Genomic DNA, 25,415 nt, shown 5'->3' with positions numbered 1-25,415 from the left:
GTTATTCTCTTTTTCAAATTAATTTTGAGAATGAGTTTATGAGCGAGCAAGACGGAAAGGAATTTATTGAAAGATTCACCGTTCGAATGCCAATGGGGATGCGAGAGCGTATAGCCGATAGAGCTGAGCGAAATGGTAGATCAATGAACTCTGAAATTGTTCAGATACTTCAAGATATTCTTGATGGTAGAGTTCAATATGACCTTCCTGATGGTGTAAGAGATTCAGGTATAAGCGGAACGGTTGATATTCTTAGTGCGAACAAAGAGCTTTTGCATGAGCAAGCAAGTAACTATCAAAAGCAAATTGCTGAGCAAAGATTAATGCTAGAGCAGCTAGAGCAAATGAAGAAAATTGCACTAGAGCAGAAGCAGCTACAAGAAGAAATAAATAAATACAAAGACACTTTTGATTTGCAAAAAGAATTGATAGAGCAAAATAAAAAACTTATTGAAGAAATCACTAAGAATAAATAACGATTTGCTCCCAATTGCGGCACTAAGAAACTAGACTGATAAAAACTGAGGTGAGGGTTTGAAATGAAAGCGGCAGGAAGCATATTATTGATATTAGGCGTAGTACTTATTGTTTTTGGAGTTTTAACTTTGGCAACGACATCAAGTTATCGAATGTCGGATCACATAACTAATATCGTAGCTTTAATCTCTTGCGGCGGGTTTTCTCTAATTGTTGGGTCAATTTTATTTGGTTGTGGCTCTATAGTGGATGCAATTAAAGGTAATGAGACAAAACTTTCTCTGAAAGGAAAAGATGAGAAATCTGGCAAAACTAATCATGAAAAAATAAAAGATATCTTAAAAAGATAATCTAACTATCTGGATGATGAGATGAAAAGAATATTAGCTGTGACTGCGGTGGTTGCTTTGCTGGTTGGGTGTGGTGAAAGCGATCCTAAATATGATGGTGAATATACCTGCTATGTAAATCAAGTATATAACGATGACTCCATAGAAAGGGGGAGTGATTATGCTTTTCCATTAGGAACTAAAATAGCGGATATATTAGTTAAAAATAGAGAGATCACAGTCATAGGGATGAAGTCTGGAAGCTATACAACGCCAAAATTAAATGAAAAAAAGGATAGTGACGGCAATGACGTTTTGTTTCTCGATGATAAATCGTTAGGAATATTATTTTCCAAACATGCAGGTATTTTTAATGTGGTTTATTCTGACAAGTCAGGGCAATTATTAATGAATTGTAAATTAAAATAGCATAAATATAGAACTAATTATGGCCCTGCCAACTGGCGGGGTTTTTTATTTTAGCTAAAGGCTCACACATTTGTGTGGGCTTTCTTTTTTTAAAGAGGTCAGATATGGCAGAAAGTCAAAATGTTGGCGGCATTCATTATGATGTTGCCATGGATGTTAAACCAATGCTATCAGGCGAGCGTCAGGTTGGCTCAAGCTTGGATAGAATGGAAGGAAACTTTAATAAAGCGTCTAAATCGATTGATGGTGCTGAAAAGTCCATGTTGTCCTTCTCAAAGGCTGCTCTACAGTATCAATAATCTCGTTATTGATGGCTGCGGTGCTATCATCGTTTATCGTGGCGGCAAGGTTCCATCTGAGGGGATTAGACGAATTTCAGGAATATTCCAGCCTCAAGGTACTTTTGACAGGTTTGATACACAAGCAAAAGTGGTCAGTGATGCAAAGTTATTTGATACCTTTATTGATGTTGAAGCGTCCTCTAATAAATTAGGCAAGGGGGATTGGTTCACTCTTTATGGTCATAACGGCGTTGCTGATGCAGATTTTGAAAGCAAAGTGGTTAAGCAAGCTTACTACCTTGTGCAGGTTAGAAAAGTTGAAGTTATTAGCTCTACTGTAACAAGATTGCACACGTCATATAAATTTGGGTTTGATTACAAAGCTAATGAATTACAGATTGGTAGTGCAAATCCGATTTACAATCCTGTAGTGAAGAATTTCACACTGATTGATGAGATGCCAGCTACACCGACTCCAGATACATTGCCAACTCCAGAAGCACCTGCATCAGAGAAAGCTGAGGCAGTTAATTTATTTCGTACTATTTGTGCTGTTAGTCCACAAGTAGAAAATCTCACTGGGTATAACATTAAATGGCCTTTAGCGCACTTTATGTTTACTCAAGATTTCTCAGCTAAAACTCTCCGTAATTATTATCCTACGTGGTTCGGTGGTGGGGAAGGATATTGCCTGTGCGTTAACTGGTCTCATAATTTTTATGCAGCTGACTTGCGCATGTATGGTGGGCGACATGTTTTTGATGCAACTATTGCTGGTTGGGGGTTGATTGAGTCAGCTATTACAGATGAAGACCAAGTAGGATTAACCCTTCACACATCCAATGAGCATGATTTAACTTTTGAAAAATGCTCATCGAGAAGAATGCAATTAGCTAATGGGCCGTACGGAAAAGTCACCGCAAGAATACAGTTTGAGCAATGTAATTTTGGGAAGTTGATTATTGAAGGATGCTTAGATTTAGTTCTAAGGGATACGAATGCAGATAACGTCACAATTTCTGCTGGAAGATTGATTGTTGAAGGTTCTAGTAACTTACGCAATGTTACTCATGTACAGAAAGATAACCGACAAGGTGTTGATGAATATTTAGGTCTTTATACCACAACAGGAAGTTGTTATATCGGGAAAATGTCATCAATTCATCGCAATCCAAATTCGACAGCAGGTAATGAATTTAATAGTTGGTACAGACTTTTAATTGACGGCGCAGTTATTTCAGATAACTCAGACCTCAAACCTGCATTTGATATTACCAATGTAGTGAGATTTGATTTTCGGGGTGAAGCAATAGGGGCTAAATTTGCAATAAGAGGACGAACATTAAATATCGCCTTGATTGGCTCTGTAATAACATTTAAGCGAAGCGGATTTGGAAGCGGAATTTCAACAGGGGATGTTATTGGAATAAGGGAGTCAGATGTACAAACATGGAAAATCATTGACAATACGTTTGATGTTCATGAATCAATCAGGCCATATCAAGTATCGCAACCATCTCAAGGGTTAACATCTAGTTTAAACGTAGCGGTCACGGCAGGAGGCAACGTGTTGTTAAGTGGCTTGCCAGCAGCGATATCAGATAACGTTGAATTAATGAATATTATTGCTTGTTCAATATATAAGGACGCTACAAGAAAAGGGAATGACACTGTTGTCGCGGTTAAAAATGACGCAATACGATTCATTGCTGGTGACACAATGCCAAATAGAAGTAGCGGGTCATCTCCAGCAATTAGGGATATAACGAATACTCAATGGATTAGTATCTAGATAATCGATAGCTGCTACATGAAAGCCCACAAATTATGAGGTGGGCTTTCATGAATTAGAGTTGCTTTTGATTTTTTCTTTGCTTGAAAAAATTAGCAATTGGTTTTTCTATACTCTTATTTAGAAATAATGATAGTAGCACTGAAAGTATTAACATAAGCAGTGATATGAAGTACTTACTTTCTTCTGATGAACCATTCACTCGATAAACATCAGCCGCTAGAATTACGATGTAAATATGTGATATATACAGACTATATGATGCATCGCCAATCTTGTGCAGAGTTTTATAAAAAACGCCACAGCCAGCATGAGATATACATGCAACAAGCACAATAAAAAATGCCGGTATGCCAAACTTGACTATCCTTGGCGTATCTTGTTGCAAACTAAGAGATATAAATAATAAAGTGATAGTTATAAAAATAAAGAAAGGAAAATTAATTTTTAGCTGTATTTTGTTTACGATTAAAGCTATGACACCTCCAGCAATAAAATTAATCAGTAGAAAATCGGATAAAATGTAGTCAATATTTACCCAGCTATCAAATCTAATTGCATGGTGATAGCTTTTAAAAATGCATAAAGTAATAATTATTGCTATTGAACTCAATATAAATGAGGTGGCTTTTTTTGTTGAAAACATTAGAGATAGAGTAAATATAACATAAAAAATCATCTCATATACCAATGACCACGCAGGTGGATTGGCTAATTTATATTGCTCATTTCCAATATCTGGTGTGAGTAAGAAATTACCAATAAAGACATGAAGGTCAGTATATTGTATTCTTGATAAAACTAGAGGTAGTGATATTAATATGTAGGTTGGATATATCCTATTTATTCTTCCAAAAATGAACTCTATCGGCCCTCGACGTTCCTTTTGAGTATAAACCATCAGAAAGCCGCTAATTATAAAAAATATATCAACTCCAAGACCGCCATTGAATTTAAAAATACCACCATAAATACTGCCAAGTAGATGATTAGAGACCACTAATAATGCAGCTATGGCTCTAAGTATTTGAATGTTTCCAATTTCATTTTTATTGTTTATCGTGTTAGTAGGCATGTTTATGTTGCTGTTTGTTTTATAGGACAAAAATTATAGCAAATAAATCATATGAATAACGAACAAATTAACTCTATTTGCTGAGCCATCACCTTCACCTTCTTTCGGAAGTTCTGCATGATGGTTTTCTGTGTCTCTTAAGTGAGAGGGGTGCTGCATGGAGTAAGCCACTGTGACGAGCTGTGCCGAAATTGTGACACAAAAATGAGAGGGGAATGATGGGACGTGGTTGGGACGTTCAAGTTTAAATGTGATTGAACGACTTTAAACAACTTTTAATTACTTTATCTTCTTTGTAGCTTGTGAACACTGGAAGAGACTGTAATTAACTGATTATAAAGTATTAATTCTACGCTCTTCTAAGCCGTAGGTCACAGGTTCGAATCCTGTAGGGGTACCATTTCGAAGTCAATGGACATCAACTGATGTCTTTTTTTATACCTGAAATTCAGTGGATTAGCTGGTTTTTACCTTATAGTCTTCCCAAGTAGCCCTCATGAATACCTACAAACTATTTTTCTATCAGATTAACTTTCTTATAAATGTACTAAGCTCGACCAGTTTGATAGAAATCGATTCTGATAATACGATATGGGCGTTTCATTTAAATAGGAATTGATAGATGAAATTAAGTACTCAGACTGCGGATCAAAAATACGTACCTCTCATGTAGTTTCTTTAAAATCGAAAAATCATTGTGATAGTAAAGCAGACTTATCCATTTGGCGGTAATAATGAACCGATCTTTATCGGGAGCCATAGATCCAGAAACTAATAAGTGAAAACATAAGGTTATGTTTACATTCGATAACAGTTTATTGATAACCAATCCTATTTTTATAAGCCAGAGAGTTAAAATACCTGAAAATTGCCTTCTCTTACAAAACAGTAATCTTAGATGAAGTAGCTTTGGTGTATTCAATGTCACATTTCGCACATTTATTCGATGAACTCTTGAAAATATTGCCAATAACAAGTGATTGCTTGGCAGTAATTTCAAGGTGATTTTGGATAAGATCACTAGAATGAAAGGGTAGGGGGATTTACGGTAAATGGAATATCGCGACATAAACCCAACAGTGAATATACAGGTGAGGAGTACTTATTGGGAGATCTTTCATGAAACTCTATAGCGAAGATTTTTTTATCACACCACAGCAGCACATTGCGGTTGAACCAAGGGTACCTCAGCCTATTTTTCCTGAGCATACACATGATTTTAGTGAGATTTTTTTGGTGACTCAAGGCGTTGGCCTGCATGTACTTAATGGGCGGCCTTATACATTATGCCCAGGTATGGTGTGTTACATTAAATCCAGCGATTATCACTTATTTGATAATGTCTCTAACCTCAATTTAACTAATGTGTTATATCGTTCAGACTCTGCCTTTACTTATTTAAACAATATCAGTCATTTTTTTCCTGCCGACACTGAAAAAAACATTTCCCATTGGCTATTAAATAAAGAGCATTGCAATAAAGCGCAACAGCTTATTGATAAACTTAACGAAAGTGATGGTTCTGACCCTGCTTATACTGAAAGTTTGTTCTTACAGTTAATTATGAACTTGCAAGAGGGACGTTATAACCACGTAGGTGAGGGGAATAATGAACAGCGTATTATTCAGATGTTACGATGGTTGAATGCAAACTTTATGGAAGAAATTGATTGGGAAAGTTTAACCACTCAGTTTTCGGTTTCGCTGCGTACTTTTCATCGATATATGAAAAATAATTTAGGCATATCGCCACAAAATTATTTAATAAAATTAAGGCTATCTGAAGCATATTATCAAATCCGTTTTTCAGAGAAAACTATTACAGATATTGCGCTGGAAAGTGGTTTTAATGATAGTGCGTATTTTTCAACGCGTTTTAAGAGCGAGTATAATTTCACACCTCGTGACCTGCGTCATTGCAGTAATTAACAAAGATCGCCATGATCATCTTTACACTTTTTTGAGGTGACCATGATACAAAAAATTATCACTCTCAACAGCAGCGATTATTTTATTCGAACTGAAAATACCGTGACGGTAGAAAAACGGAATTCTCAGGAAGATTTTATTATTCATAGCCATGATTTTAATGAGTTTGTGATTGTTTTTTCCGGGAATGGCTTACACCATTGGAATGGTGATGATTACCCGATTACGTGTGGTGATCTGTTTTATATTAACGCAGAGGATCGTCATGGCTATCACTCTGTAAATAATTTAAAACTGGTAAATATATTATATAAGCCTAATGAGTTTTTGATTCAACAATCTATTGAAAAGTATGTGCCATTAGGCCATCAGCCAGCAATATCTAGGCATTGGAAGCTACCGCCTTCGAGTTTACCAACATTAACGCCAATTATTGAAAAAATAGCATCAGAATGCCAAAAGCCTGATATTCCATCGATTCATCTTTGTGAAGGGTTATTCTTACAACTGGCAATTTATATTTACCGTTTAAGGTATCAGCCTGACCAAGCGCCAATAAGCTTATTACATCAAATGGATCAGCTAATAAACTGTTTAAATTTAAGTATAAATACACCATTTTCATTAGATAATTTTGCTCAGGAACACCAGTTGTCCGCGCGTTCATTACAGCGTTTGTTCAAGTCGAAAACAGGAATGACGGTAATGGAATATCTGCAACAATTACGTCTGTGCCAAGCGACATTATTATTACGTAGTACTTCATTGTCTATCAGTGAAATCGCGGGGCAATGTGGCTATGAGGATAGTAATTATTTTTCGAGTGTTTTCCATAGAAAAATGAATATGACCGCAAGCGCATATCGACGCTGTTTTTTACAGAAAAATAAATTGAGGTAAGTGCTAGCCAAAGACTAGCACTGTCTGGGGGATATTAGTCTAAATAAAATACCGATCTTAACTCATCACTGATAGGGCTGTTGTCAGGGTTTGATGGCATAATATCCGACATATACCTCCACCATTTTTGGCATACTTCTGTTTGTGCAACGCTATCCCAGCGTTCTTGTGATTCAATTTCCACATAGGCGAACAATAAATTTCGATTGTTATCTAAGAAAATAGAATAGTGATGTGCACCGTGTTCTTTGAGTGTAAGCACTAATTCAGGCCAAATTTCATCGTGTCGGCGCTGGTATTCTTGGTGAGCGTTAGGAGCAACTTGCATCACAAATGCTTTTTTTATCATGATACTGTCCTCTAATAAATCGCTTGATATAATTCAGCGATATCCTCTAATGTTGCATCACGTGGATTACCCCCAGTACACACATCATCAAAGGCGGCTTGAGCAAGGGATGGAATATCCTCTGGTTTCATGCCGATTTCACGCAGTTTTTCAGGAATACCAACGTTTTTGTTTAGCGCAAAGACAGCTGCAATGGCGGTATCTCTGGCTTCTTGAAGTGGTAGGGAGTCTATATTTTTTACGCCCATTGCACGGGCGATATCGCGGTATTTTTTCCCTGTATAATTTGCGTTATACGCCATGATATGAGGCAATAAAATGGCATTGGCGACGCCATGAGGTGTATTGTAAAACGCCCCAAGTGGGTGAGCCATACCATGCACCAACCCTAAACCAACGTTAGAGAAGCCCATTCCAGCCATATATTGTGCAAGAGCCATTGTTTCAACGCCTTGCGGGTCGCCCTTAACGGATTGCTGTAACGAATTGCTGATCAACTCTATGGATTTAAGGTGCAGAGCATCGGTAAGTGCCCAAGCTCCTTTCGTGATATAGCCTTCAATGGCATGAGTGAGGGCATCAACGCCAGTAGCAGCCTTTAAGCTTGCAGGCATGGATGCCATCATTAATGGGTCAATAATGGCTACTAAAGGGATACTATGGGGGTCAACACACACAAATTTACGGAACAGTTTGTTGTCCGTGATGACATAGTTAATCGTGACTTCAGCCGCGGTTCCTGCGGTCGTTGGGATGGCGATAATTGGAACCGCTGGGTTTTGGGTTGGAGCGACACCTTCTAAGCTCACCACATCTTCGTACTGTGGGTTATTGATAATAATCCCAATCGCTTTAGCGGTGTCTTGTGGGGAACCACCACCGATAGCGATAAGATAATCTGCATTAAATTGTTTGAAGTGTTTTAGTCCTTGTTGGACGGTATCAATGGTTGGGTTAGGAATAACGGCATCATAAATGGCGTAGTCCAATTTAGCGTTATCTAATAATTGGGTGACTTTACTGACAACATTAAATTTAACCAGATCCGCATCCGTAACAATCAGTGCTTTGTTAAATTGGCGTTTTTGAATTTCCTCTACAAGGTGGTTAATAGCCCCTTCGCCAAAGTATGAGGTTTCATTGAGTATCATTCTATGGGTCATCGCTGACCTCCCGATCGATTAAAATAAAAAGTCGTTACGTTATGCTGCCATTCCCAAGCCAACAATGTTTGCAGCTAAGATAATCACTAAGCAGCCTAAACATAAAATTCGGACAGGTTTTCTGCCAGTGCCTTTCCATTCTTTTAGGGCTAACCCCACAATACCGCCACACAGAACATAAAAACTCATATGTAGCATCCAGCTCATAAAGCCGTATTGTGATGGGATATTGGCGTGTCCCCATGCGTAGAAGAAGAATTGGAAGTACCACATACCGCCACCCAAAATGGCAAATAAAATATTGCTGAACAGTAGGGCTTTGGGGACAGAGATATCTGATTTGAAAGAGATATCTTGGCGATAAATAAGCCTAATAAAACAATAACCTAAGTTGATTAATGCGCCGCCACCCATGATGATGACGTAACTTGGTAATGCGACATAAAGAGAAGAAACGCCGAGGGCAGCGGAAGCTTCGTGCATAGGGACGGCTGCACTCATGGCGAATGACATACCGGCTGAGAAAATACCGCACATGACTGCCAGTAATAAGCCTTTTTTCAGGTTAAACTCTTCAGCTTGCACTCCGGTCGCCTTTTCTTTCAGTAACCCGGCATAGGAAACGATAGCAACCCCTAGAACAGCCACTAAGACACCAAGAATCGTTAGTTTTCCGCCAGTCGAGGCAATCAACTCGCCAAATGTGCCTTGAATAATAGGGGTCATCAAGGTACCAACAATGAGTGTAATACCAATGGCAATCCCAATCCCCATTGACATACCTAAATAGCGCATGGTCAAGCCATAACCAATATTACCAACCCCCCACATGGCGCCAAATAAAAATACAGGGATCAGAATACTTGCACTGAAAGAGTTGTAATAGGCCCAAAAGTCAGGAAGTAAAATATAACTGATGGTCCAAGGTAAAATAATCCACGAAAAAATACCGGCAATGGACCACATCGTTTCCCATGACCAGTTTTTAACTTTTTTTAATGGTGCGTAAAAGCAGGCAGCTGAAGCTGCGCCGACAAAATGCCAAAAAATACCGAGTAAAATTCCACTGCCCATGAACTATTCCTCACTGTTTATTATCGTTTTAATTTCTCTGTGGAAGGAAAGGGGTATCCACAGAGAAACAGGTTTTATTTCAATGCATCAGACATTGGTGTGACATTAAATCGCTTGGCAAGCGCAATCAGATTTTCTGTTGAAATAGTTTGTTTTTTACCACCCATGGAGAGAACTTTTACCAATATCTCCGCAGATTTTTCTGCGGTATCAATTAAACCAAAAGCATCATCTAAAGTTGGGCCAGAGCCAAAAATACCGTGGAATGGCCAAAGTACTAAGCCATGTTGTTTCATTTGTTCCGCTGTTTCTAAACCGATACCATCTGTGCCGGGGACCATCCATGGCAGCACACCAATACCATCAGGGAAAACCACCAAACATTCAGTACTCATTTCCCATAAATGACGAGTGATGGATGCACTATCGAGCGGTAAAACATAACTTAATGCAATGATGTTAGTTGCATGACAGTGCATGATGACTCGGTTAGTGCCATTAGTGGCTTGCATACGTGTGATATGCGATTGAAAGTGTGCAGCAAATTCAGAGGTTGGTATTGCACCATTCACAAAGCCCCAAACAATGTGGTAACCCTGACCTTCGTTATCGATACGAACCAGACCCAAGTTATCTGCGGGGTCTAAGGCAACGTTACGGAAAAACTTACCGGAGCCTGTAACAATAAAATATTGGTTTGCGAGCTCTTTAACTGGCTCTGTCGCTTCGATATAACGTGGGTCAGCGTGAAAAGTGTGTTTAAATGGCGAAACATCATCTTCAGTGAGTCGTAAGCTCACATTACCGCCATTACGTTCATCCCAGCCTTTGAGCCACATATCGCTGGTGGCTTTTATCATTCCTTGAACAAACCAAGATGTCAGAATATCTTGCATACAATTCACCTTAACGTGTTAATAATGTTGATTTTTCGTATTTTTTAACTTCATCTAACCATTTTTCGCCGACAGGAACATTGTTGCGTTCACAGTATTCATCCCAAACAGCTTGCCATGGCAGGCATTTTTGTTCTTCTAACAGCGCGAGGCGAGCTGTGAAGTCTCCTTCAATTTCGAGTTGGCGTAGTCTTGTGGTTGGTTCAAGTAAGGCGCGAAGTAACGCTTTTTTCATATTACGAGTCCCAATGACCCAAGCGGCAATACGGTTAATTGATGCGTCAAAGAAATCGAGGCCAATATGCACACGGTTCTTTAAGTTATGGCGAATGATTTCATTGGCAATGGCTTGAGTTTCATCATCGAGTAAAATGACGTGGTCACTGTCCCAACGCACAGGACGGCTGACGTGCAGTAATAGACGTTCAACATAAGGAATGACCGCTGAAATTTTATCCGAAATGACTTCAGTTGGATGGAAATGCCCTGCATCTAAACATAAAGCGGTTTTACGTGTGATGGCATAGCTCAAATAAAACTCACTGGAGCCTGCGGTGTAAGATTCTGCACCAATACCGAATAATTTACTTTCGACGGCATCGATATGATATTTAATATCAATTTTTTCACTGATAATTTCATCCAATGACTCGACTAAGCGTTGACGAGGGGCATAGCGGTCAATAGGGAGATCTTTCATGCCGTCAGGGATCCAAATATTCATCACGGAAGCGCTGTTTAATGACTCACCAAAATACGCAGAAATACGGCGGCAAGCTTGTCCATGACCAATCCAATAGTCTCTAATTTCCTTATTACTGTGAGTTAGCGTCGCTTCGCTACTTAGCGGATGGGAAAAGTAAGATGGGTTAAAATCGAGCGCGATATGGTTTTTTTTCGCCCAATCAACCCAATTGGCAAAATGGCGAGGTTCAATTTCATTACGTTCGACGGCGGTATCAGCTTCGAGGTAAAGAGCGTGCAGATTAACGCGTTTAGGGCCCGGAATTAAGCTCATTGCTTTATCCATATCTGCACGTAATTCAATCGCATTAGTCGCTTTGCCGGGGTAATTACCTGTAGCTTGAATACCGCCGCTTAAAGCGGTTGCTGATTTTTCAAAGCCGGCTACGTCATCTCCCTGCCAGCAATGCATTGATACAGGCAAGTCAGCCATAGCTTGCATCGCTAGTTCAGTATCGATACCAAGGTCAGCAAAACGTTGTTTGGCAATAAGATAACTTTCTTTGTAATTAGACATGAAATTTTCCTTATAACTTATCGATATACGGTTAATAACTTGAGTTAGCCCGTAATGGTTTTAAATCGTTTCCAAGGTTCATCCAGTGCGATGCTTTGAGGTTGAAACCAACAAAGTTCGGTATTTTCTGCAATAATGGTGCGCAGGGTTGGTACATCTGGAATGGTGTTGAGGGCAATCAACTGATACCCAATGTTTCCTAAGGTGGAGGCTTCAATCGGACCTGTGCTCACAGGAACCCCGCAAGTGTTGGCGCAGAGTTGGTTAAGTAGGGCATTTTGGCTGCCGCCACCGACGATATGCAGTTGTTGTAATGGGGCATGATTTATCTGCTGTAATTCAAGGAACACTTGACGATAAAGCAGTGCTAAGCTGTCGAAAACACAACGAGCTAGCTCAGCGGCAGTATTTGGAACGGATTGTTGATTTTCCTGACAAGCTTCTTTAATGGCTTGGCTCATCGACTCCGGGTTCAAGAACCGGTTATCGTTCGGGTTGATCAGATACGTGAATGCTGGGATAGCTTCTGCTGAGGTAATGAGGCTGCAAATATCTTGCACATCGTGTTCAAGACAAATGCGTTGGAATAACCATAACCCCATAATATTCTTTAGGACTCGGTAGTGGCCATTAATTCCTCCTTCATTGGTAATGTTGGCAACAAATGCATTTTCACATGTACAAGGGGATGTGCGCTCGAGGCCCATTAATGACCAAGTTCCTGAGCTTAAGTAAGCACTATGGCTATCGGCTATTGGAGCCGCAATGACAGCGCTGGCCGTATCATGGCTTGCTACGGCGATCACGGGGGTTTTTTGGCCTTTCGGTGTGATCCAATAGCCAATGACATTACCCGGTTGCTTGATTTCACCTAATAAACGGCGTGGCAATTGTAAATATTCGACTAACTCCTCATCCCAATCACCTGTTTGCAGGTTAACCATTTGGCTGGTGGTAATATTGGTATATTCATGGTTGACTTGCCCGGTCAAACGGTATGCTAAATAATCAGGAATCAATAATAAATGGTGTGCTTGTTCCAACCATTGGGGGTGTGATTGTTGCAATGCCTTCAATTGATATAAGGTATTGAAAGGGAGAAATTGGATCCCTGTTTTTTGGTAGATATTTTGAACACCGAGATCGGTTTGAACTTGTTCCATGACACCTTGCGTGCGGTTATCTCGGTAGGAGAAATTGCGACCAACGGTATGACCCTCACGGTCAAGTAGGACATAATCAACACCCCAAGTGTCGATCCCGATGCTGTCAATGTTGATGCCAGATTGTTCTACACGGTGTAAGCCAATCAGGATTTGGTTCTCAATGTCGTCAAGATCCCAATAGCAATGGTTGCCTTCAGTGATCAAATGGTTTGTAAAACGATGAATTTCATCTAATGATAATTTTTTATTATGCACATCATAGCAAGCCAACATGACTCGACCGCTAGATGCGCCTAAATCAATAGCAACAACATGGCGAATATTCATGACTTTTTTATCTCTATTACTTAACTTATAGTCATATACTAGAGAGAGTGAATAGTGAGCGCGTTCAATGGAGCGCCACTAAAAGGGAAAAATGGCAATATATTTAAAGTCGTAGTGATCTTATTCACAGACTTGAAATCTCTCAGTATTTTTACCAGAACCATTTAATCAGGAGCGAATAATGAAAGAGCCTCACGATATAGCTGAATGGGCTAAAGTTAGAGAAACCTCAATTGAAATTGCTCAAGCTATTTTTGAGTTAGCGAATAATGATGAAGTGTTAGCAGAACAAATTTGGGAGGAAGGTTCTGATGAAGTTTTACCTCTGGCCTTTTCGAAGACCACTGCGGATAGGCTATATTGGGGGGAAGAAACTATCGAAAGGAAAAATGTATAATTCGTTTTGAGCTTTTCTGAAGAGATAAAAACCTCGCAATGGCGAGGTTTTTTATTGGCGATTATAAGGTGTTAATTTCTCTTATTTACCATTAAAAGACTGGATGTTTTTGACACTGAATTTTTCATTTTTATATTGCAGGGTAATCAGTTGTAAGTCTTTTTTAGGGATGAATTGGTACTCTGGCTGAACTTTATTTAAAAACGCACTGAAAATAATCGGGTGAGTAACCACCATGATTTTTCCAGTATGGAATTCATTTTTGATACCAATATCTCTAAGTAAGCTTTCTAATCGGTAGGCTGCAATAGCTCCTGTTTCACCATCGACTGGGGATTCAAAGCTCAACACATTTTTTCCTGAATGTAATTTGGTAAACTGGCCTTTAGGGTCTTTTTCTAATGTGCTGATTTTCTCCGCTTCCCAAAGGCCAAGGAAAATTTCATCTAAATTACGATTAATTTGGATTGGTAGGGTGCTATTTTCAAATAAGTGGTTTGCAGTATATTTGGCTCTATTTAATGTGCTGCTATAAACCGCCAAATAGTCAGTAGGGTTAATGTGTTGTTTCAATTGATTAACCGCCGCAACACCTGATTTACTGAGATCGGAGTCTGAGGTGCCTTCCATTACATTGGCATCATTTAAAATAGTCATTGGGTTGATGACAATCGAGATTTTAAGAGGCGGAAGTTTCTCTTGTTTTGCATAACCTGATTTTAAATAATCCGTATTATTAAAGTCGATAAGCGTAAATTGACCATCTTTATATTTTAATACCGAAACGGCAGTATTGCTTAACCCTGATAATGGCTTATCTTGACGATATTTCTGCAAGTAAAATGCCATTGATGAGTGGCCAACGGCTAAAATATTACCAGTTTCATTTTTATGACGGTTAGCAATATCTAATAATGCAGACTCGAAGCGTTGGGAAAAGTCATACATGCTTTCAGTGTTGACGACAGATTTGAAGTTTTTATCTTTATAGTTCCCAAAGTAGTATTCAAATTCATTACCAGAATGGCCGTATTGGCTCGTTAAGTCATCAATTCTACCGCCTTCAGCGTTACCCCAAGAAATATTTTTTAAGTTCTCAATCTCAATAATATCCATGTTACGGCCAGTTAAAATATTACTGGCGGTTTCATGAGCTCGACCTAATGTACTGCTGTATCCGGCGATAAAATCGACATCTTCTAAACCTAAACCAAGGCTGCGTGCATCATAGCGCCCTTTGGTTGTAAGCTGAGCATTACCGCCTCCACCAATGGTCATTTCTTTAATATTAGAATAAGTTTGTCCATGTCTAACAAGGTAAAAATAAAGGGCATCGCTATCTGATGTAGCTAAAGCACTGGTGGAGGTTATTGAAATAATTATATAAAATAACAAAAGAAACTTGGTTTTAATTCTTTTCATGTTTGCACCTATAATTTATTTATAATGCCATTCTTAGTGGCATAATTAACCTGTCTACCAATTGATTAATAAGAAATTGGCGCCCCCAATCTAAGTAAAATGAATTAGGATTAATTGTATTGTTTAGCCAGATATTTTTGAAAATGGCGTAAAAACCAAAGTAAGTAAGATGGCTATCACAAAATGACTATTTATTTTGTGATTAATTTAATTTTAGTGATCTTGAGTGAATAATTTGCTTTTCATTTACTAATGTTAGGTTGCTTTATTATAAAAGAGGGGTGATTTGCTTGGGAATAAGCAACAGTGTAGTTCTTGCTAATCCATTCGTTATGGTATAATTGCTGTACATAACAACCAAGGTGTCGCATCTTACTCTGGATTTATATCTCTATTTTTTAATCCATTTTGCATTGGATAAATCAGCAATGAACATTAGTCAGCTTAAAAGTTTTGTTGAAGTGGTTAGAAGTGATTTCAATATCACCAACGCGGCTGAAAAATTATATACCTCTCAGCCGACTGTCAGTAAGCAACTTAAAATATTGGAAGATGAACTGAACGTTTCATTATTCAATAGAAAAAATAATAACTTATTGTCTCTTAGCCCGATTGGGGAGAAAGTTCATCATGTCGCGTGTGATATTCTGGCGCAGTTCGATAAAATTAAAAGTATCGTTTCACATGAAGATACCACGATAAAACAAAATCTTCATATCGCAACCACACACACACAAATCCGCTATAAATTACCCCAAGTGATTGAACGTTTTAACGCACGTTACCCCAATATCTCACTGCATTTTCACCAAGGGGCTCCCGCCCAAATAGCAGAAATGGTGAATAATGGGGATGTGGATTTTGCTATTGCGACCGAATCTATGCACCTTTATGATGACTTATTGGTGATGCCTTGCTACCAATGGTCGCGCAGTATTATTGTGCCCCATGACCACCCGCTAGCTCAATGTGAACAGCTCTCTATTGAAGACCTTGCTGGTTACCCATTAATTACCTATGTATTTGGTTTTACCGGGCATTCAAAACTTGACCAAGTTTTTTACCAACATAAATTAACGCCAAATGTTGTTTTAACTGCGGTAGATACCGAAATTATTAAATACTATGTAAAACGTGGTGCTGGGGTAGGTATTATTTCAACGGTGGCTTTTGACCCAGAGGAAGATAGCGAGACATTACGCTGTATTGATATTAGCCATTTAGTGAAGCCAAGTTATACACATGTATGCATTAACCGGCATATGCATTTAAAAGATTATATGTATGATTTTATCTCTAATTATGCACCTCACCTTGATTTGAACTATATTCATCAACCGAATCAATGGGTGCCTACAGAACAAAATGAGCGAGATAGGTTATATAGAGAATTACCTGAGCTATAAGAAAAAAGCCGAGTAATATGATTTACTCGGCTTTGAAATTACTGTGTGTGTTATTTTTATTCTAACGAGTGGCAATATTAATAAAAATTTGAGCGCCAATCAGCAAACAATCGTCATCAACAAAGTAAGGGTTAGCGTGTAAATAATTATTAATCCCTTTTGCTTGATTACCACTTCCTAAAAAGTACATGGCACCGAGTTTATCTTTAGTGGCATTGATCATATAACTGAAGTCTTCACTACCCGTCATTGGCTTACCATTCGCATCTATCTGTTCAGCAGGTAAGAATGCCGCAGCAGCATCATAAATCACTTTAGCAGCCTGCGGGTGATTGACGACAGCGGGATAACCGCTTGCTTCTAGTGTGGTTTTAAACCCGCCGGCTTCACTACGAGCGACAATTTCATGAAAGCTGGCTTTTAAAATTTTGTCGGTTTCTTCATCCATTGAACGGATGGTACCGCGTGCCTGAACATGATCAGCCAACGCATTTGGAATAGTTCCGCCATTAATCATGCCACAACCAAATACGGCAGGGCTGAAAGGATCGGTTTTTTTGGCAACAATGTAGTCCATATAATCAATGATACGTGTTGCTTCGCGGATAGCATCTAACCCTTTATGAGGGGTTGAGCCGTGGGCTGAAACGCCATGAACATCTAGCGTCCACGCTGAGCCATAAGAGGACATAACCCCGGAATTGAATTTAATATAACCCGTTTCAAAAGCGGCATCATTATGTAAGCCGTATACTTCATCAACACCTTCCATACAGCCCATTTCTACCATTTTGTTAGCGCCCGGTACTCGCATGTCTTCTTCGGCCATTTGGAAGATAAAACGGACGTTATGAGTGAGTTCAGAACGGTTTTCGCTAAGGTATTTTGCTGCCGTTAAGGCGATGGTCATGTGGGTATCATGGCCACAGTTATGAGCGCAACCTTCATGGACAGAGCTGTGCTCATTGCATGTTAAATCAGGCATTTCAAGGCCGTCAATATCGGTACGATAGGCAATCAAGCGCTTTGCTGGGTCGATAATCAATTCAGCGGTAAAACCGGTGTAACCTTCAAATAAACGGATGTTATAGCCAAAGCTTTCCATCAATTCACGGCAATATTGTGAGGTTTTGAATTCTTGCCCAGATAATTCAGGGATCTTATGTAAATCCTGACGTGTTTTTTTGCTAAACGTTTCTAAAGCAAAGAGCTTTTCACTGATATTGTATTTATTGGTCATTACGTTTTATCCCGTATACAAAAAGCGTTTTTAATGCTGTTAAGGAGCCCCTGGTGTGAGCATGAATAAGAAACAGCGTACTCATTTAATTTATGTATATTTTAAGCGCTAGATTCAGAAATAAGTCACTTCTGCTAGATGTTATTTTATCTAACAATTCATAGAGTGAATTTTAACGTGGATATTAAAAAAGTGAGCGTGATGGAGATCGTATTTATATCATATCAGTATTGCATGGCTCATGAATAATAAGGATGGTAATTTAATAAAATAATCATCAGGAAATGTAAAGATAATTAAATCCCTTTAATATCAGCATATTAAATTTGTATTTTCTGGTTTTTATATTAAAAACTTTTATATTTAAGAGAGGCGGTTATTGAGTTTACGCTAAATTTTATTATTTGAAATAGGATGTAGATAGCATGGCTTTACAAATTATTTTACATGAGATGACGAATATAAAATATATTGAATTAATGAGAGGGGAAACTATAAAGATAGGATTAAAGCTGGAAAGATTATATGCCCCTTATTGCGATTAACGCATTAATAAGGGGCATGTTTCTATAATTAGTTCTTAAAAGAGCCAATAAATGAGAGATATTCCTCTTTGCTCATCAATGGGGTGTAATCAGCTAACATTTCGTCAGCTTGGGATGCATCATCAAATAATAGGTCAATAATTGCCATTGCCATCATTTGCGCAGGGCGGATGTAGGCCATATCATCATCAAAAACAACGTAATCTTTACCGTGCAAGCCACCGCGAATTGCGCCAATCCACGGGTGACTCACTGGCATGATATGTGATAAGTCACCTGTATCTGTGCTTCCAGTCATATGGCCAGCAACCCAAACATTTTCTTCGCCAATCAAGTCGTGGGCATTGTGCTGCAATAAGTCGTTTAACGTATCGTTGTTATATAGCGGCAGGTAACCCGGTAAATCTTTGACTTCTACTTCTGCACCGACTGACATTGCGCCAGCAACCAATGCGCGAGTAATACGCTCATTCGTATCAATCATTGCGGGAACATTTGACGCTCGGACATAACTTTCCATACGGACATCACTTGGGGTGACATTCACTAAATCACCGCCTTGTGTGATGATAGGATGGAAACGAATATAATCTTTTTCTTGGAAGGTTTCGCGAATTGCATTCACCCCCATGATCCCCATCATTGCCGCATTGAGTGCATTAACGCCCAGATGAGGGGCCGCCGCCGCATGGGATGCTTTGCCTTTGTAGTTAATCAGCTTGCCAATAAACCCATTGGTGGTGGTCGACATTTCAATAAAACCAGTCTCACGTTCAGGTTTGACACTGGTTAAATGAATTTGCATTGCCATATCGATATCATCAAACTCACCAAGAGATATCAGCTCAGGTTTACCGCCGATATAACTGATTTTTCCTTGCTCAATCAGTTTATTACGATAAGCTAGTTCAACATATTCCTCTGCGGGAACAGCGAAAGGAACGACGTCTCCCGCGAGGTATTGCATAGCACCTGACTTAACCAGACCAATAGTGACTGCCATCATGTTAGCTATTTGTGCATTGTGCCCACAGCAATGGGCAGCGCCCGTTAAATCATCAGCTTCTGGGTGCTCCGCACAAATAATCGCATCGAGCTCACCAATCACAGCAATACTATGTTTACTCCCTTTTCCACCCTTAAGGCGAGCCTTAACCCCCGTCAATGCGAGTTGGTTACGGTAATTAACGCCTAAGGCAGAAAATGCAGCTTCCACTTTTTTTGCTGTTTTAACTTCCTTATAGCCGAGCTCAGGTTCTGCCCAAATATCTTCAGCCAATTTTTTGATATCCCCTTTATGGGATGCAATTGTCTCGCAGACGATGGCTTTCAATTGGTCTTTGGTCATTGTCATGGTAAATATTTCCTATTGTTAGATAACGCCGCTCCATGAAAGTGTCACTTGACCAATAAGTGCAGCGAATAAGAATGTTCCCGTAAAGACCGCCAGTGAAACTGGGATGATCCGCCATGAAATGGCTTTAAATTTGTCGATATCTTTACCGAGTGAAAGACCAGCAAAGGCAAGTACTGTCGTACTGATGACGGCAAGTGAGATTTTACCTGTCATTGCGATCATTTCTTTATCGTAAGGGAATAACGGTGAACACAGACCCGCCGCAATTAAAGATACCCAAAAAATCACGGGTAACTTACCTAATGGTGGGATTTGTGCAATTAAGTATGCCACAAATGACATACCCCCTAATAATGCCATGGCGATAAGTGAGTCACTAAAGACTGCGCCAAAGCTACCACGGCCATAAATTGAACCGCCGAGTGCATCACCCAGTGAAGTGAAGATGATGACTAACACGATGATTATTGCAATTTCTGCCATCTTTTTCATGATCTTATATCCTTATTCTGTATCTGCTGATGCGGTTGCACGTTTTCTTTTCAATTTGTTGTACAAGAAAGAGGCAAACGGTAAGGAGAAGAAGATGTAGATGTACAGACCTAATACCGAAGACATCAAGTTTGCAGAGGATGAGAATGCTTGAATATCTGCGGCGTGTTCAGGATAAAGTTCCAATAATGGGGCAACAGATGCTGCTAACATCGAACCACTACCCACACCAGCACCCATGGCTAAAGCAAGTGGGCTCATAATATCGAGTCCTGCGATAACACTGGCGATAACACCCATCCAAACTGCACCGTATAACGTCCCGCAAATATACATTGCCATAACGCCGCGGCCTTCTGGTGAACTTAAACCATATTTGGCTTCGATAATGGCAATATTAGGTTCACGACCGATAGAGTAGGTGGCACCAACGGCTTCACGGCCCATGCCTAACATGATAGCAAGCGGTAAACCGAGCAAAATAGTACCGATAAAGTGGCCGACTTCTTGCAAGATTAATGCGCCACCGGCTTGAATTATTTTTTCCCAAGATGCACCAACGGAGGTGCTTAATTTTGCAATTAAGATAACTAACGCAACACTCATTATCGAGCTCGCGTGTGCCATATTTTTTTCGCTGAGGATTTTGAATTTTGGAAAACTGATAATACCACCCATCAACATGGAATAAAGCATTGGAAAAACCATGACTAAACTGATTTTAATTTGCCCTATAGCTTCCGAAAGAAGAATGATAAGTAAGCTAACCAAAAGCAACTTACTATCTTTTAATATACCCATAGTGTTACCTTTCATTGGAAATGTTTTTAAGAGTTTTTCGTATATATTTATAATAAAAATGCATCATTTTCGTATTCATACTATCCATGAAACTATTTTCCTGACAATATTCCGAAAGTCTCTTAGCCATGCCGAAAAGGCATGGTTAAAATCAATAAATTAATATTTATTAATAAAGATGTAGTTATTGAAATATTTTTGCATTTTTATATTAAAAATATTTTTATTTTTCAGATTGATACAAATTATTATTAATTATTTAACATGCTGTTTCATAAGTAATTTTGATTTTTTGGTGTGTTAATGCGAGGAATTATCAAATACCCAGTAAATGTGAGGTTGTTCAGGTTTTATTTATTTTTTTATAGCAAGGTTTTATTTTTATTGAATTTATATAATGATAAAAATTGAATTTTAATTGGATATTATTGTGGTTTTTTTGAGTTTTCGTTTTTATTTTAGCCTATCTTGAGTTTGATTATCAGTTTAATGTACTGATGTGTTTTTGCGAATTTTCTTCAAAAAAATTTGATATTTTACAATAATATTGTATTCGGCAGTGATATTTGACATGGATCTCAATTCTGAATATTTCTTAATTTGAAAGCAATAAATGAGTCGAAATTTTATTTTAGTCTATTTGCTGAAATTCATGTTATCCGTAACATGTTTACCTGTTATTTGTTTATTGAATATCGAAAAATATAAAGGCACGAATTGCGCGAACAAAAAAGTGTTTGTTGTTAATTTACACTAAGTCGTCTTTTTATCGCAGCGGCATTGTGAACGGCAAACTAAAAGAAAGGTGTTTATGACTATTACGTTAAAAGATATCACCAAAGATAATTGGGTGAATATCATCTGTCTTGAAATAACTAAAGAACAGGAAGACTTTGTGGCTCTTAACTCAGAGTCAATCGCAGCCTCAAAATTTTTTGATTACTATATTAATCGTGGTATCTATGTTGATAATGAGCCCGTTGGTTTTGTTCAATATTATTCAAACCATGAAAATGGTCGGCCCGAAGAGGTTTTTATTGGCCAATTGATGATTGATATTAAACACCAAAGAAAAGGCTTTGGTTCTCTGGCTATTCCACTTGTTCTCGATGAAATAAAAAGCTTAGGTAAATATCAATCAGTATCAATTTGTTATATCGAAGGCAATGACATGATGAAACCATTTTTTGAACAGTTTGGTTTTTCCGTTGTTGACCAAGATGAATTTGATGAAACCATTATGCGGCTAGTTTTTTAGTGCTGAAATGACGAATATCCGCTCCAACTTATAGTTAGCAGCGGATATTTGTAGAGCGATAAACCTACAATATTTATCTAAAATTGCGCATTTAATCCTAAGCGTAGTGTGCGCCCGGGGGCTGGCATCATACTGCGCGTCAGTGGGTCGATATAATAACGGTCAGTTAAGTTGGTCACTAAGAATTCGACATTAATATTTTTGTCAATTTGGTAACTTGCGTAGGCATCTGCAGTAAAGGTAGGCGTCCAGTGCATTGGGCTATTATTCGCCATCGAATAACTCCCCGGGAACTGCTGCATCAGTTTGCGTTCATCTTTATTTTGTACGCTACTGGTATAACGTAAGCGTGTTCCCACTTCGAGGGCCTCATCCATAAAGCGCATGCCTAGGTTGGAATTTATGGCATATTTAGGCTGTAATTGTGTACGTAAAAAACCGCCAGGGAAACCTGCAGTTGTACATTGGGAGATATTATAGCGATTAGCCGGGTCAAGATTGGCTGGAGCCGAATCATCACAGACTTCATTTTTGAGGCGGTAATCGACACCAATATCCATAAATACACCACCATTATCATAGCGTGCCAAAGCTTCAATTCCTGCTGTTTTATGTTCTTTTACTTGAACAAAATTAAGACGTCCATCACGGTCAAAAGCATTTTCAATGACAGTATGGTAATAGCCTATTTTCACGTCAGCGTGGCGTTCAGCGCCGAGTAAACCTTGTAAATTACGTGAATAACCAAATTCAAAGGTTTTTGCACGTTCGGGTTTAAATAACATTTTCTCTTTACGGGCTTCACTTTCCCCTGCAAACCCAATGCTGTTTTCAAAAATACTCGGTAAGCGAACCGTCTCTATATAGCGTGCATAAACCCGGTCGTTATCAGATAACCAAATATTGGCACCAAAAGCGGGAGCCCAGCCATGGCTTTTTTGTTTGCCTGAGAATTTCCATTTTTCTTCTTCAGTGAGTTCGCGCTTGATGTCATCGGCTGGGTGTGAATAACTTGAACCATAGACATAAACTTCCTTGCCAGTAACAGGGTCAACAGCACGAGCTTGAGAGTCAAAAGTACCGTTATGGAAAGGGTTTGTTTTGGTGGTATAGCGTCCATCGCTATCTGATTTCCATTCGGCGCGGAAATTAACGTCTAAAACACCATTTTCTTCTGGGCGCTGAGCGTTGTTTCTTTTAGTAATAAAAACGGTATAGTCGGTATCTTCCAATCCTAATGTTTTAAGTAATATTTGGCTGTTTTTATAACCACCATTAAACGCTTGGTAGCCATTGGCAACAGCCTCGTTATACTCTTCTTTGGTTAAAATTCGGTTGTAATTTATTTGTTTAGCAAGGCGCTCGTCAGGGTTTTGGAAGCCCTTGGTGCGATTGCGCATTTGTTCTTTTAAATAATCATCTTCTGTCCAGCCATCAATATATTTTGCTCCCGCATCCAGTTCTAACCAGCTCGTTGGGCGATAGTTAAAGTTAAAGGCAATACTGGTTTCTTGGCGATGACCTTTACGAGGAAGGGCAATAAAAGGGCTGGCGGTTTGAGATGGCGGTACGTCGTTAGAGTCCAATTTTTCTTTGAGCATTGAACCGCGGATCGTTAAATCAAGATCGGGCGTGAGTGCCATGGTATTGCGCAAATTAAAGCCAATACGGTCATTCTCAGAGTTAGTTGCTGCGGTATTAATTAATGAACCATCAATGTTAGGGTCTTTTCCACCACCATAACCATACTCGAAGCCCCAATCGCGTTCTTTGGGTTCTCGTGGGTAGCCACCTGAGGTATTGGTATCCCCTACGGAATGGGTCATCCACACATTTGCGTTTAGGTCAATCCATTGATTATCTTCAGGTTTCCACTTATATTCGGCATTATAAGCATTGACCGTAAAGTGAGCTAATGGCCATTGGGGTAATACTTGTTTTCCTTCAAGCTCAGCAAATCCTAAACGTGATGGCATGATTTCACCATAGGTGCTTTCACTTCGGCGAAAACCAAGATGTAATGTTTGGTTTTCAGTGAGATATAAATTAGTTTTAACTAAATAGGATTCCAACTCATTGGAGGTATTCGTAACTTCTTTTCCGGGGCGAAATACATTGGCAGCAAAAGGTAAGTAAGGGTCTGGACCAAGCTGTTGCTGTACTGTTTGTTGTTCATTTAATTGAACCGATTCTTTATAACGGTGAGCGCCATTTTTCCCCGCAAAATAATTACCTTGCCGGCGATAAGCATAGGCGGCCATTAAATCAAACTTTTCCTGTCGAGTCCCAACCGCTATTCTTCCGCCATTATCTTTAAAATTAAAGAATTGAGCGCTTCCTCGGGATTTTGGTGTGATGTTGACGACTGGATCAGAGAAAACATAGTTATTATTTTTATAAATCTCAGGGTGATCTCGGTAATCTTCGCCATAACCAAAGTGGGGAACACGCTCACGAGTAGAATTACTGCTGGTTTCCAATTTTAAGCTGACACCAAATTTTTCACCCGGTGCAACAACGTCATCTATTCCTATGGTTCTGATGGCTATCCCACCACCTACAGAGGTTTTTATATCACCAGCAAGAGAACCACTTTTTTCAATCTCAATGCTACTAATGAGGTTTGGGTCCACATAGTTACGGTTGTTTGCCCCATTGTAACCCCGATAAACGGTTAACGACTGTTCTGTGCCGTCAACCGTGACAGGAACACGTTCTTGCCCTTGAATGCCTCGAATATTCGGGTCTAACGCGCCACTGTTTCTTGCATCACCACTATAGACACCAACTGCACTATTAAGCACATCCGCGGTACTGGTACCTTTATAGCGCTCAACAAGGTCTTTTCCTAAATAAATTTTAGAACCTTTAGCATCATATTGATCATCGTAACCTTGTTGATCCCGTTCTTTGATAGTTTTTGCTGAATCTTGAACAGTAATGGTGCCGATGTGTTCTTCTTTTTCCCCTAAAGCGGTTGTTGGAATAAAAAGAGCAGTAATAATTGCAGTAGTAATAGGTGTTAATTTGTATTTATACATTGTGTTTT

At 39.1% G+C, this 25,415-nt stretch carries 24 protein-coding genes; 10 read left to right on the top strand and 14 right to left on the bottom strand.

Annotation, left to right across the window (positions count from 1 at the left end; genetic code table 11):
* Positions 1–38: 38 nt before the first annotated feature.
* The 5 genes from PR725_RS10750 to PR725_RS10730 all read left to right on the top strand — a co-directional run bounded on the left by PR725_RS10750 (position 39) and on the right by PR725_RS10730 (position 3,308).
* Positions 39–476 carry an Arc family DNA-binding protein gene (locus PR725_RS10750; protein WP_272519546.1) on the top strand — a complete coding sequence of 146 codons (438 nt, stop codon included), beginning with the start codon at positions 39–41 and terminating at the stop codon, positions 474–476.
* A 63-nt stretch (positions 477–539) separates the two neighbouring features.
* Positions 540–827, top strand: coding sequence for a hypothetical protein (locus PR725_RS10745; protein ID WP_272568955.1), 288 nt, complete (start codon positions 540–542; stop codon positions 825–827).
* 21 nt (positions 828–848) lie between these two features.
* Positions 849–1,235, top strand: coding sequence for a hypothetical protein (locus tag PR725_RS10740; protein WP_272568953.1), 387 nt, complete (start codon positions 849–851; stop codon positions 1,233–1,235).
* Between the two features lie 104 nt (positions 1,236–1,339).
* On the top strand, positions 1,340–1,534 hold the full coding sequence (locus PR725_RS10735) for a hypothetical protein (protein ID WP_272568951.1): 195 nt from the start codon (positions 1,340–1,342) through the stop codon (positions 1,532–1,534).
* Positions 1,476–3,308 carry a hypothetical protein gene (locus PR725_RS10730; protein ID WP_272568948.1) on the top strand — a complete coding sequence of 611 codons (1,833 nt, stop codon included), beginning with the start codon at positions 1,476–1,478 and terminating at the stop codon, positions 3,306–3,308. Before PR725_RS10735 ends, PR725_RS10730 begins: the two co-directional genes overlap by 59 nt.
* A gap of 55 nt (positions 3,309–3,363) precedes the next feature.
* Here PR725_RS10730 and PR725_RS10725 read toward each other — a convergent pair whose 3' ends face one another.
* A complete protein-coding gene (locus PR725_RS10725; RefSeq protein WP_272568946.1) occupies positions 3,364–4,383 on the bottom strand; it encodes an acyltransferase family protein in 1,020 nt (339 codons plus the stop codon).
* Positions 4,384–4,416: 33 nt separating this feature from the next.
* A complete protein-coding gene (locus PR725_RS10720) occupies positions 4,417–4,542 on the bottom strand; it encodes a hypothetical protein (RefSeq protein ID WP_272568944.1) in 126 nt (41 codons plus the stop codon).
* A gap of 960 nt (positions 4,543–5,502) precedes the next feature.
* Between PR725_RS10720 and rhaS the strand changes: the two genes are divergently transcribed.
* On the top strand, positions 5,503–6,312 hold the full coding sequence (gene rhaS / locus PR725_RS10715) for an HTH-type transcriptional activator RhaS (RefSeq protein ID WP_109912082.1): 810 nt from the start codon (positions 5,503–5,505) through the stop codon (positions 6,310–6,312).
* Positions 6,313–6,354: 42 nt separating this feature from the next.
* Positions 6,355–7,212 (top strand): helix-turn-helix domain-containing protein, encoded by an 858-nt coding sequence (locus PR725_RS10710; protein WP_004913509.1) that lies wholly within the window; start codon positions 6,355–6,357, stop codon positions 7,210–7,212.
* 34 nt (positions 7,213–7,246) lie between these two features.
* Here PR725_RS10710 and rhaM read toward each other — a convergent pair whose 3' ends face one another.
* The 6 genes from rhaM to rhaB all read right to left on the bottom strand — a co-directional run bounded on the left by rhaM (position 7,247) and on the right by rhaB (position 13,448).
* The gene (gene rhaM / locus PR725_RS10705) at positions 7,247–7,561 is read right to left on the bottom strand and encodes an L-rhamnose mutarotase (protein WP_117162772.1); all 315 of its coding nucleotides are present in this window, start codon (positions 7,559–7,561) and stop codon (positions 7,247–7,249) included.
* Between the two features lie 11 nt (positions 7,562–7,572).
* Complete coding sequence (gene fucO, locus PR725_RS10700) at positions 7,573–8,724, bottom strand: lactaldehyde reductase (RefSeq protein ID WP_117162773.1); 1,152 nt, start codon at positions 8,722–8,724, stop codon at positions 7,573–7,575.
* 39 nt (positions 8,725–8,763) lie between these two features.
* Positions 8,764–9,798 (bottom strand): L-rhamnose/proton symporter RhaT, encoded by a 1,035-nt coding sequence (gene rhaT, locus PR725_RS10695; protein WP_117162774.1) that lies wholly within the window; start codon positions 9,796–9,798, stop codon positions 8,764–8,766.
* Positions 9,799–9,872: 74 nt separating this feature from the next.
* The gene (gene rhaD, locus PR725_RS10690) at positions 9,873–10,694 is read right to left on the bottom strand and encodes a rhamnulose-1-phosphate aldolase (RefSeq protein WP_004913496.1); all 822 of its coding nucleotides are present in this window, start codon (positions 10,692–10,694) and stop codon (positions 9,873–9,875) included.
* Between the two features lie 10 nt (positions 10,695–10,704).
* Positions 10,705–11,955: an L-rhamnose isomerase gene (locus tag PR725_RS10685; RefSeq protein ID WP_117162775.1), complete on the bottom strand. Its 1,251-nt coding sequence runs from the start codon at positions 11,953–11,955 to the stop codon at positions 10,705–10,707.
* A 44-nt stretch (positions 11,956–11,999) separates the two neighbouring features.
* A complete protein-coding gene (rhaB, locus tag PR725_RS10680; RefSeq protein ID WP_117162776.1) occupies positions 12,000–13,448 on the bottom strand; it encodes a rhamnulokinase in 1,449 nt (482 codons plus the stop codon).
* Between the two features lie 181 nt (positions 13,449–13,629).
* Between rhaB and PR725_RS10675 the strand changes: the two genes are divergently transcribed.
* The gene (locus PR725_RS10675) at positions 13,630–13,845 is read left to right on the top strand and encodes a YccJ family protein (protein WP_004913488.1); all 216 of its coding nucleotides are present in this window, start codon (positions 13,630–13,632) and stop codon (positions 13,843–13,845) included.
* A gap of 81 nt (positions 13,846–13,926) precedes the next feature.
* Here PR725_RS10675 and PR725_RS10670 read toward each other — a convergent pair whose 3' ends face one another.
* Entirely contained in the window at positions 13,927–15,267 is a 1,341-nt protein-coding gene (locus tag PR725_RS10670; RefSeq protein ID WP_272568937.1) for a 2-carboxy-D-arabinitol-1-phosphatase, read from the bottom strand.
* 428 nt (positions 15,268–15,695) lie between these two features.
* Between PR725_RS10670 and PR725_RS10665 the strand changes: the two genes are divergently transcribed.
* The gene (locus PR725_RS10665) at positions 15,696–16,673 is read left to right on the top strand and encodes a LysR substrate-binding domain-containing protein (RefSeq protein ID WP_109912087.1); all 978 of its coding nucleotides are present in this window, start codon (positions 15,696–15,698) and stop codon (positions 16,671–16,673) included.
* A gap of 61 nt (positions 16,674–16,734) precedes the next feature.
* Here the strand turns inward: PR725_RS10665 and PR725_RS10660 are convergent, their stop codons facing one another.
* The 4 genes from PR725_RS10660 to PR725_RS10645 form a co-directional block, all read right to left on the bottom strand.
* Positions 16,735–17,913 (bottom strand): M20 metallopeptidase family protein, encoded by a 1,179-nt coding sequence (locus PR725_RS10660; RefSeq protein WP_117162778.1) that lies wholly within the window; start codon positions 17,911–17,913, stop codon positions 16,735–16,737.
* 573 nt (positions 17,914–18,486) lie between these two features.
* Complete coding sequence (locus PR725_RS10655; RefSeq protein WP_196718815.1) at positions 18,487–19,812, bottom strand: amidohydrolase; 1,326 nt, start codon at positions 19,810–19,812, stop codon at positions 18,487–18,489.
* Between the two features lie 18 nt (positions 19,813–19,830).
* Positions 19,831–20,307, bottom strand: a complete 477-nt coding sequence (locus PR725_RS10650) for a hypothetical protein (RefSeq protein WP_004262394.1) — start codon at positions 20,305–20,307, stop codon at positions 19,831–19,833.
* Positions 20,308–20,319: 12 nt separating this feature from the next.
* Positions 20,320–21,108: a DUF3100 domain-containing protein gene (locus PR725_RS10645; protein WP_004913472.1), complete on the bottom strand. Its 789-nt coding sequence runs from the start codon at positions 21,106–21,108 to the stop codon at positions 20,320–20,322.
* An 811-nt stretch (positions 21,109–21,919) separates the two neighbouring features.
* On the opposite strand from PR725_RS10645, the gene PR725_RS10640 reads away from it, so the two are divergent.
* Positions 21,920–22,366 (top strand): GNAT family N-acetyltransferase, encoded by a 447-nt coding sequence (locus PR725_RS10640; protein WP_272568931.1) that lies wholly within the window; start codon positions 21,920–21,922, stop codon positions 22,364–22,366.
* Between the two features lie 77 nt (positions 22,367–22,443).
* Here PR725_RS10640 and PR725_RS10635 read toward each other — a convergent pair whose 3' ends face one another.
* On the bottom strand, positions 22,444–25,407 hold the full coding sequence (locus PR725_RS10635; RefSeq protein WP_198641404.1) for a TonB-dependent receptor domain-containing protein: 2,964 nt from the start codon (positions 25,405–25,407) through the stop codon (positions 22,444–22,446).
* Positions 25,408–25,415 lie beyond the last annotated feature (8 nt).

The organism is Providencia sp. PROV255 (assembly GCF_028478065.1).
In the GTDB taxonomy this organism is placed as follows: Bacteria; Pseudomonadota; Gammaproteobacteria; order Enterobacterales; family Enterobacteriaceae; genus Providencia; species Providencia rettgeri.
This window is presented reverse-complemented; position numbering and strand designations above follow the sequence as displayed.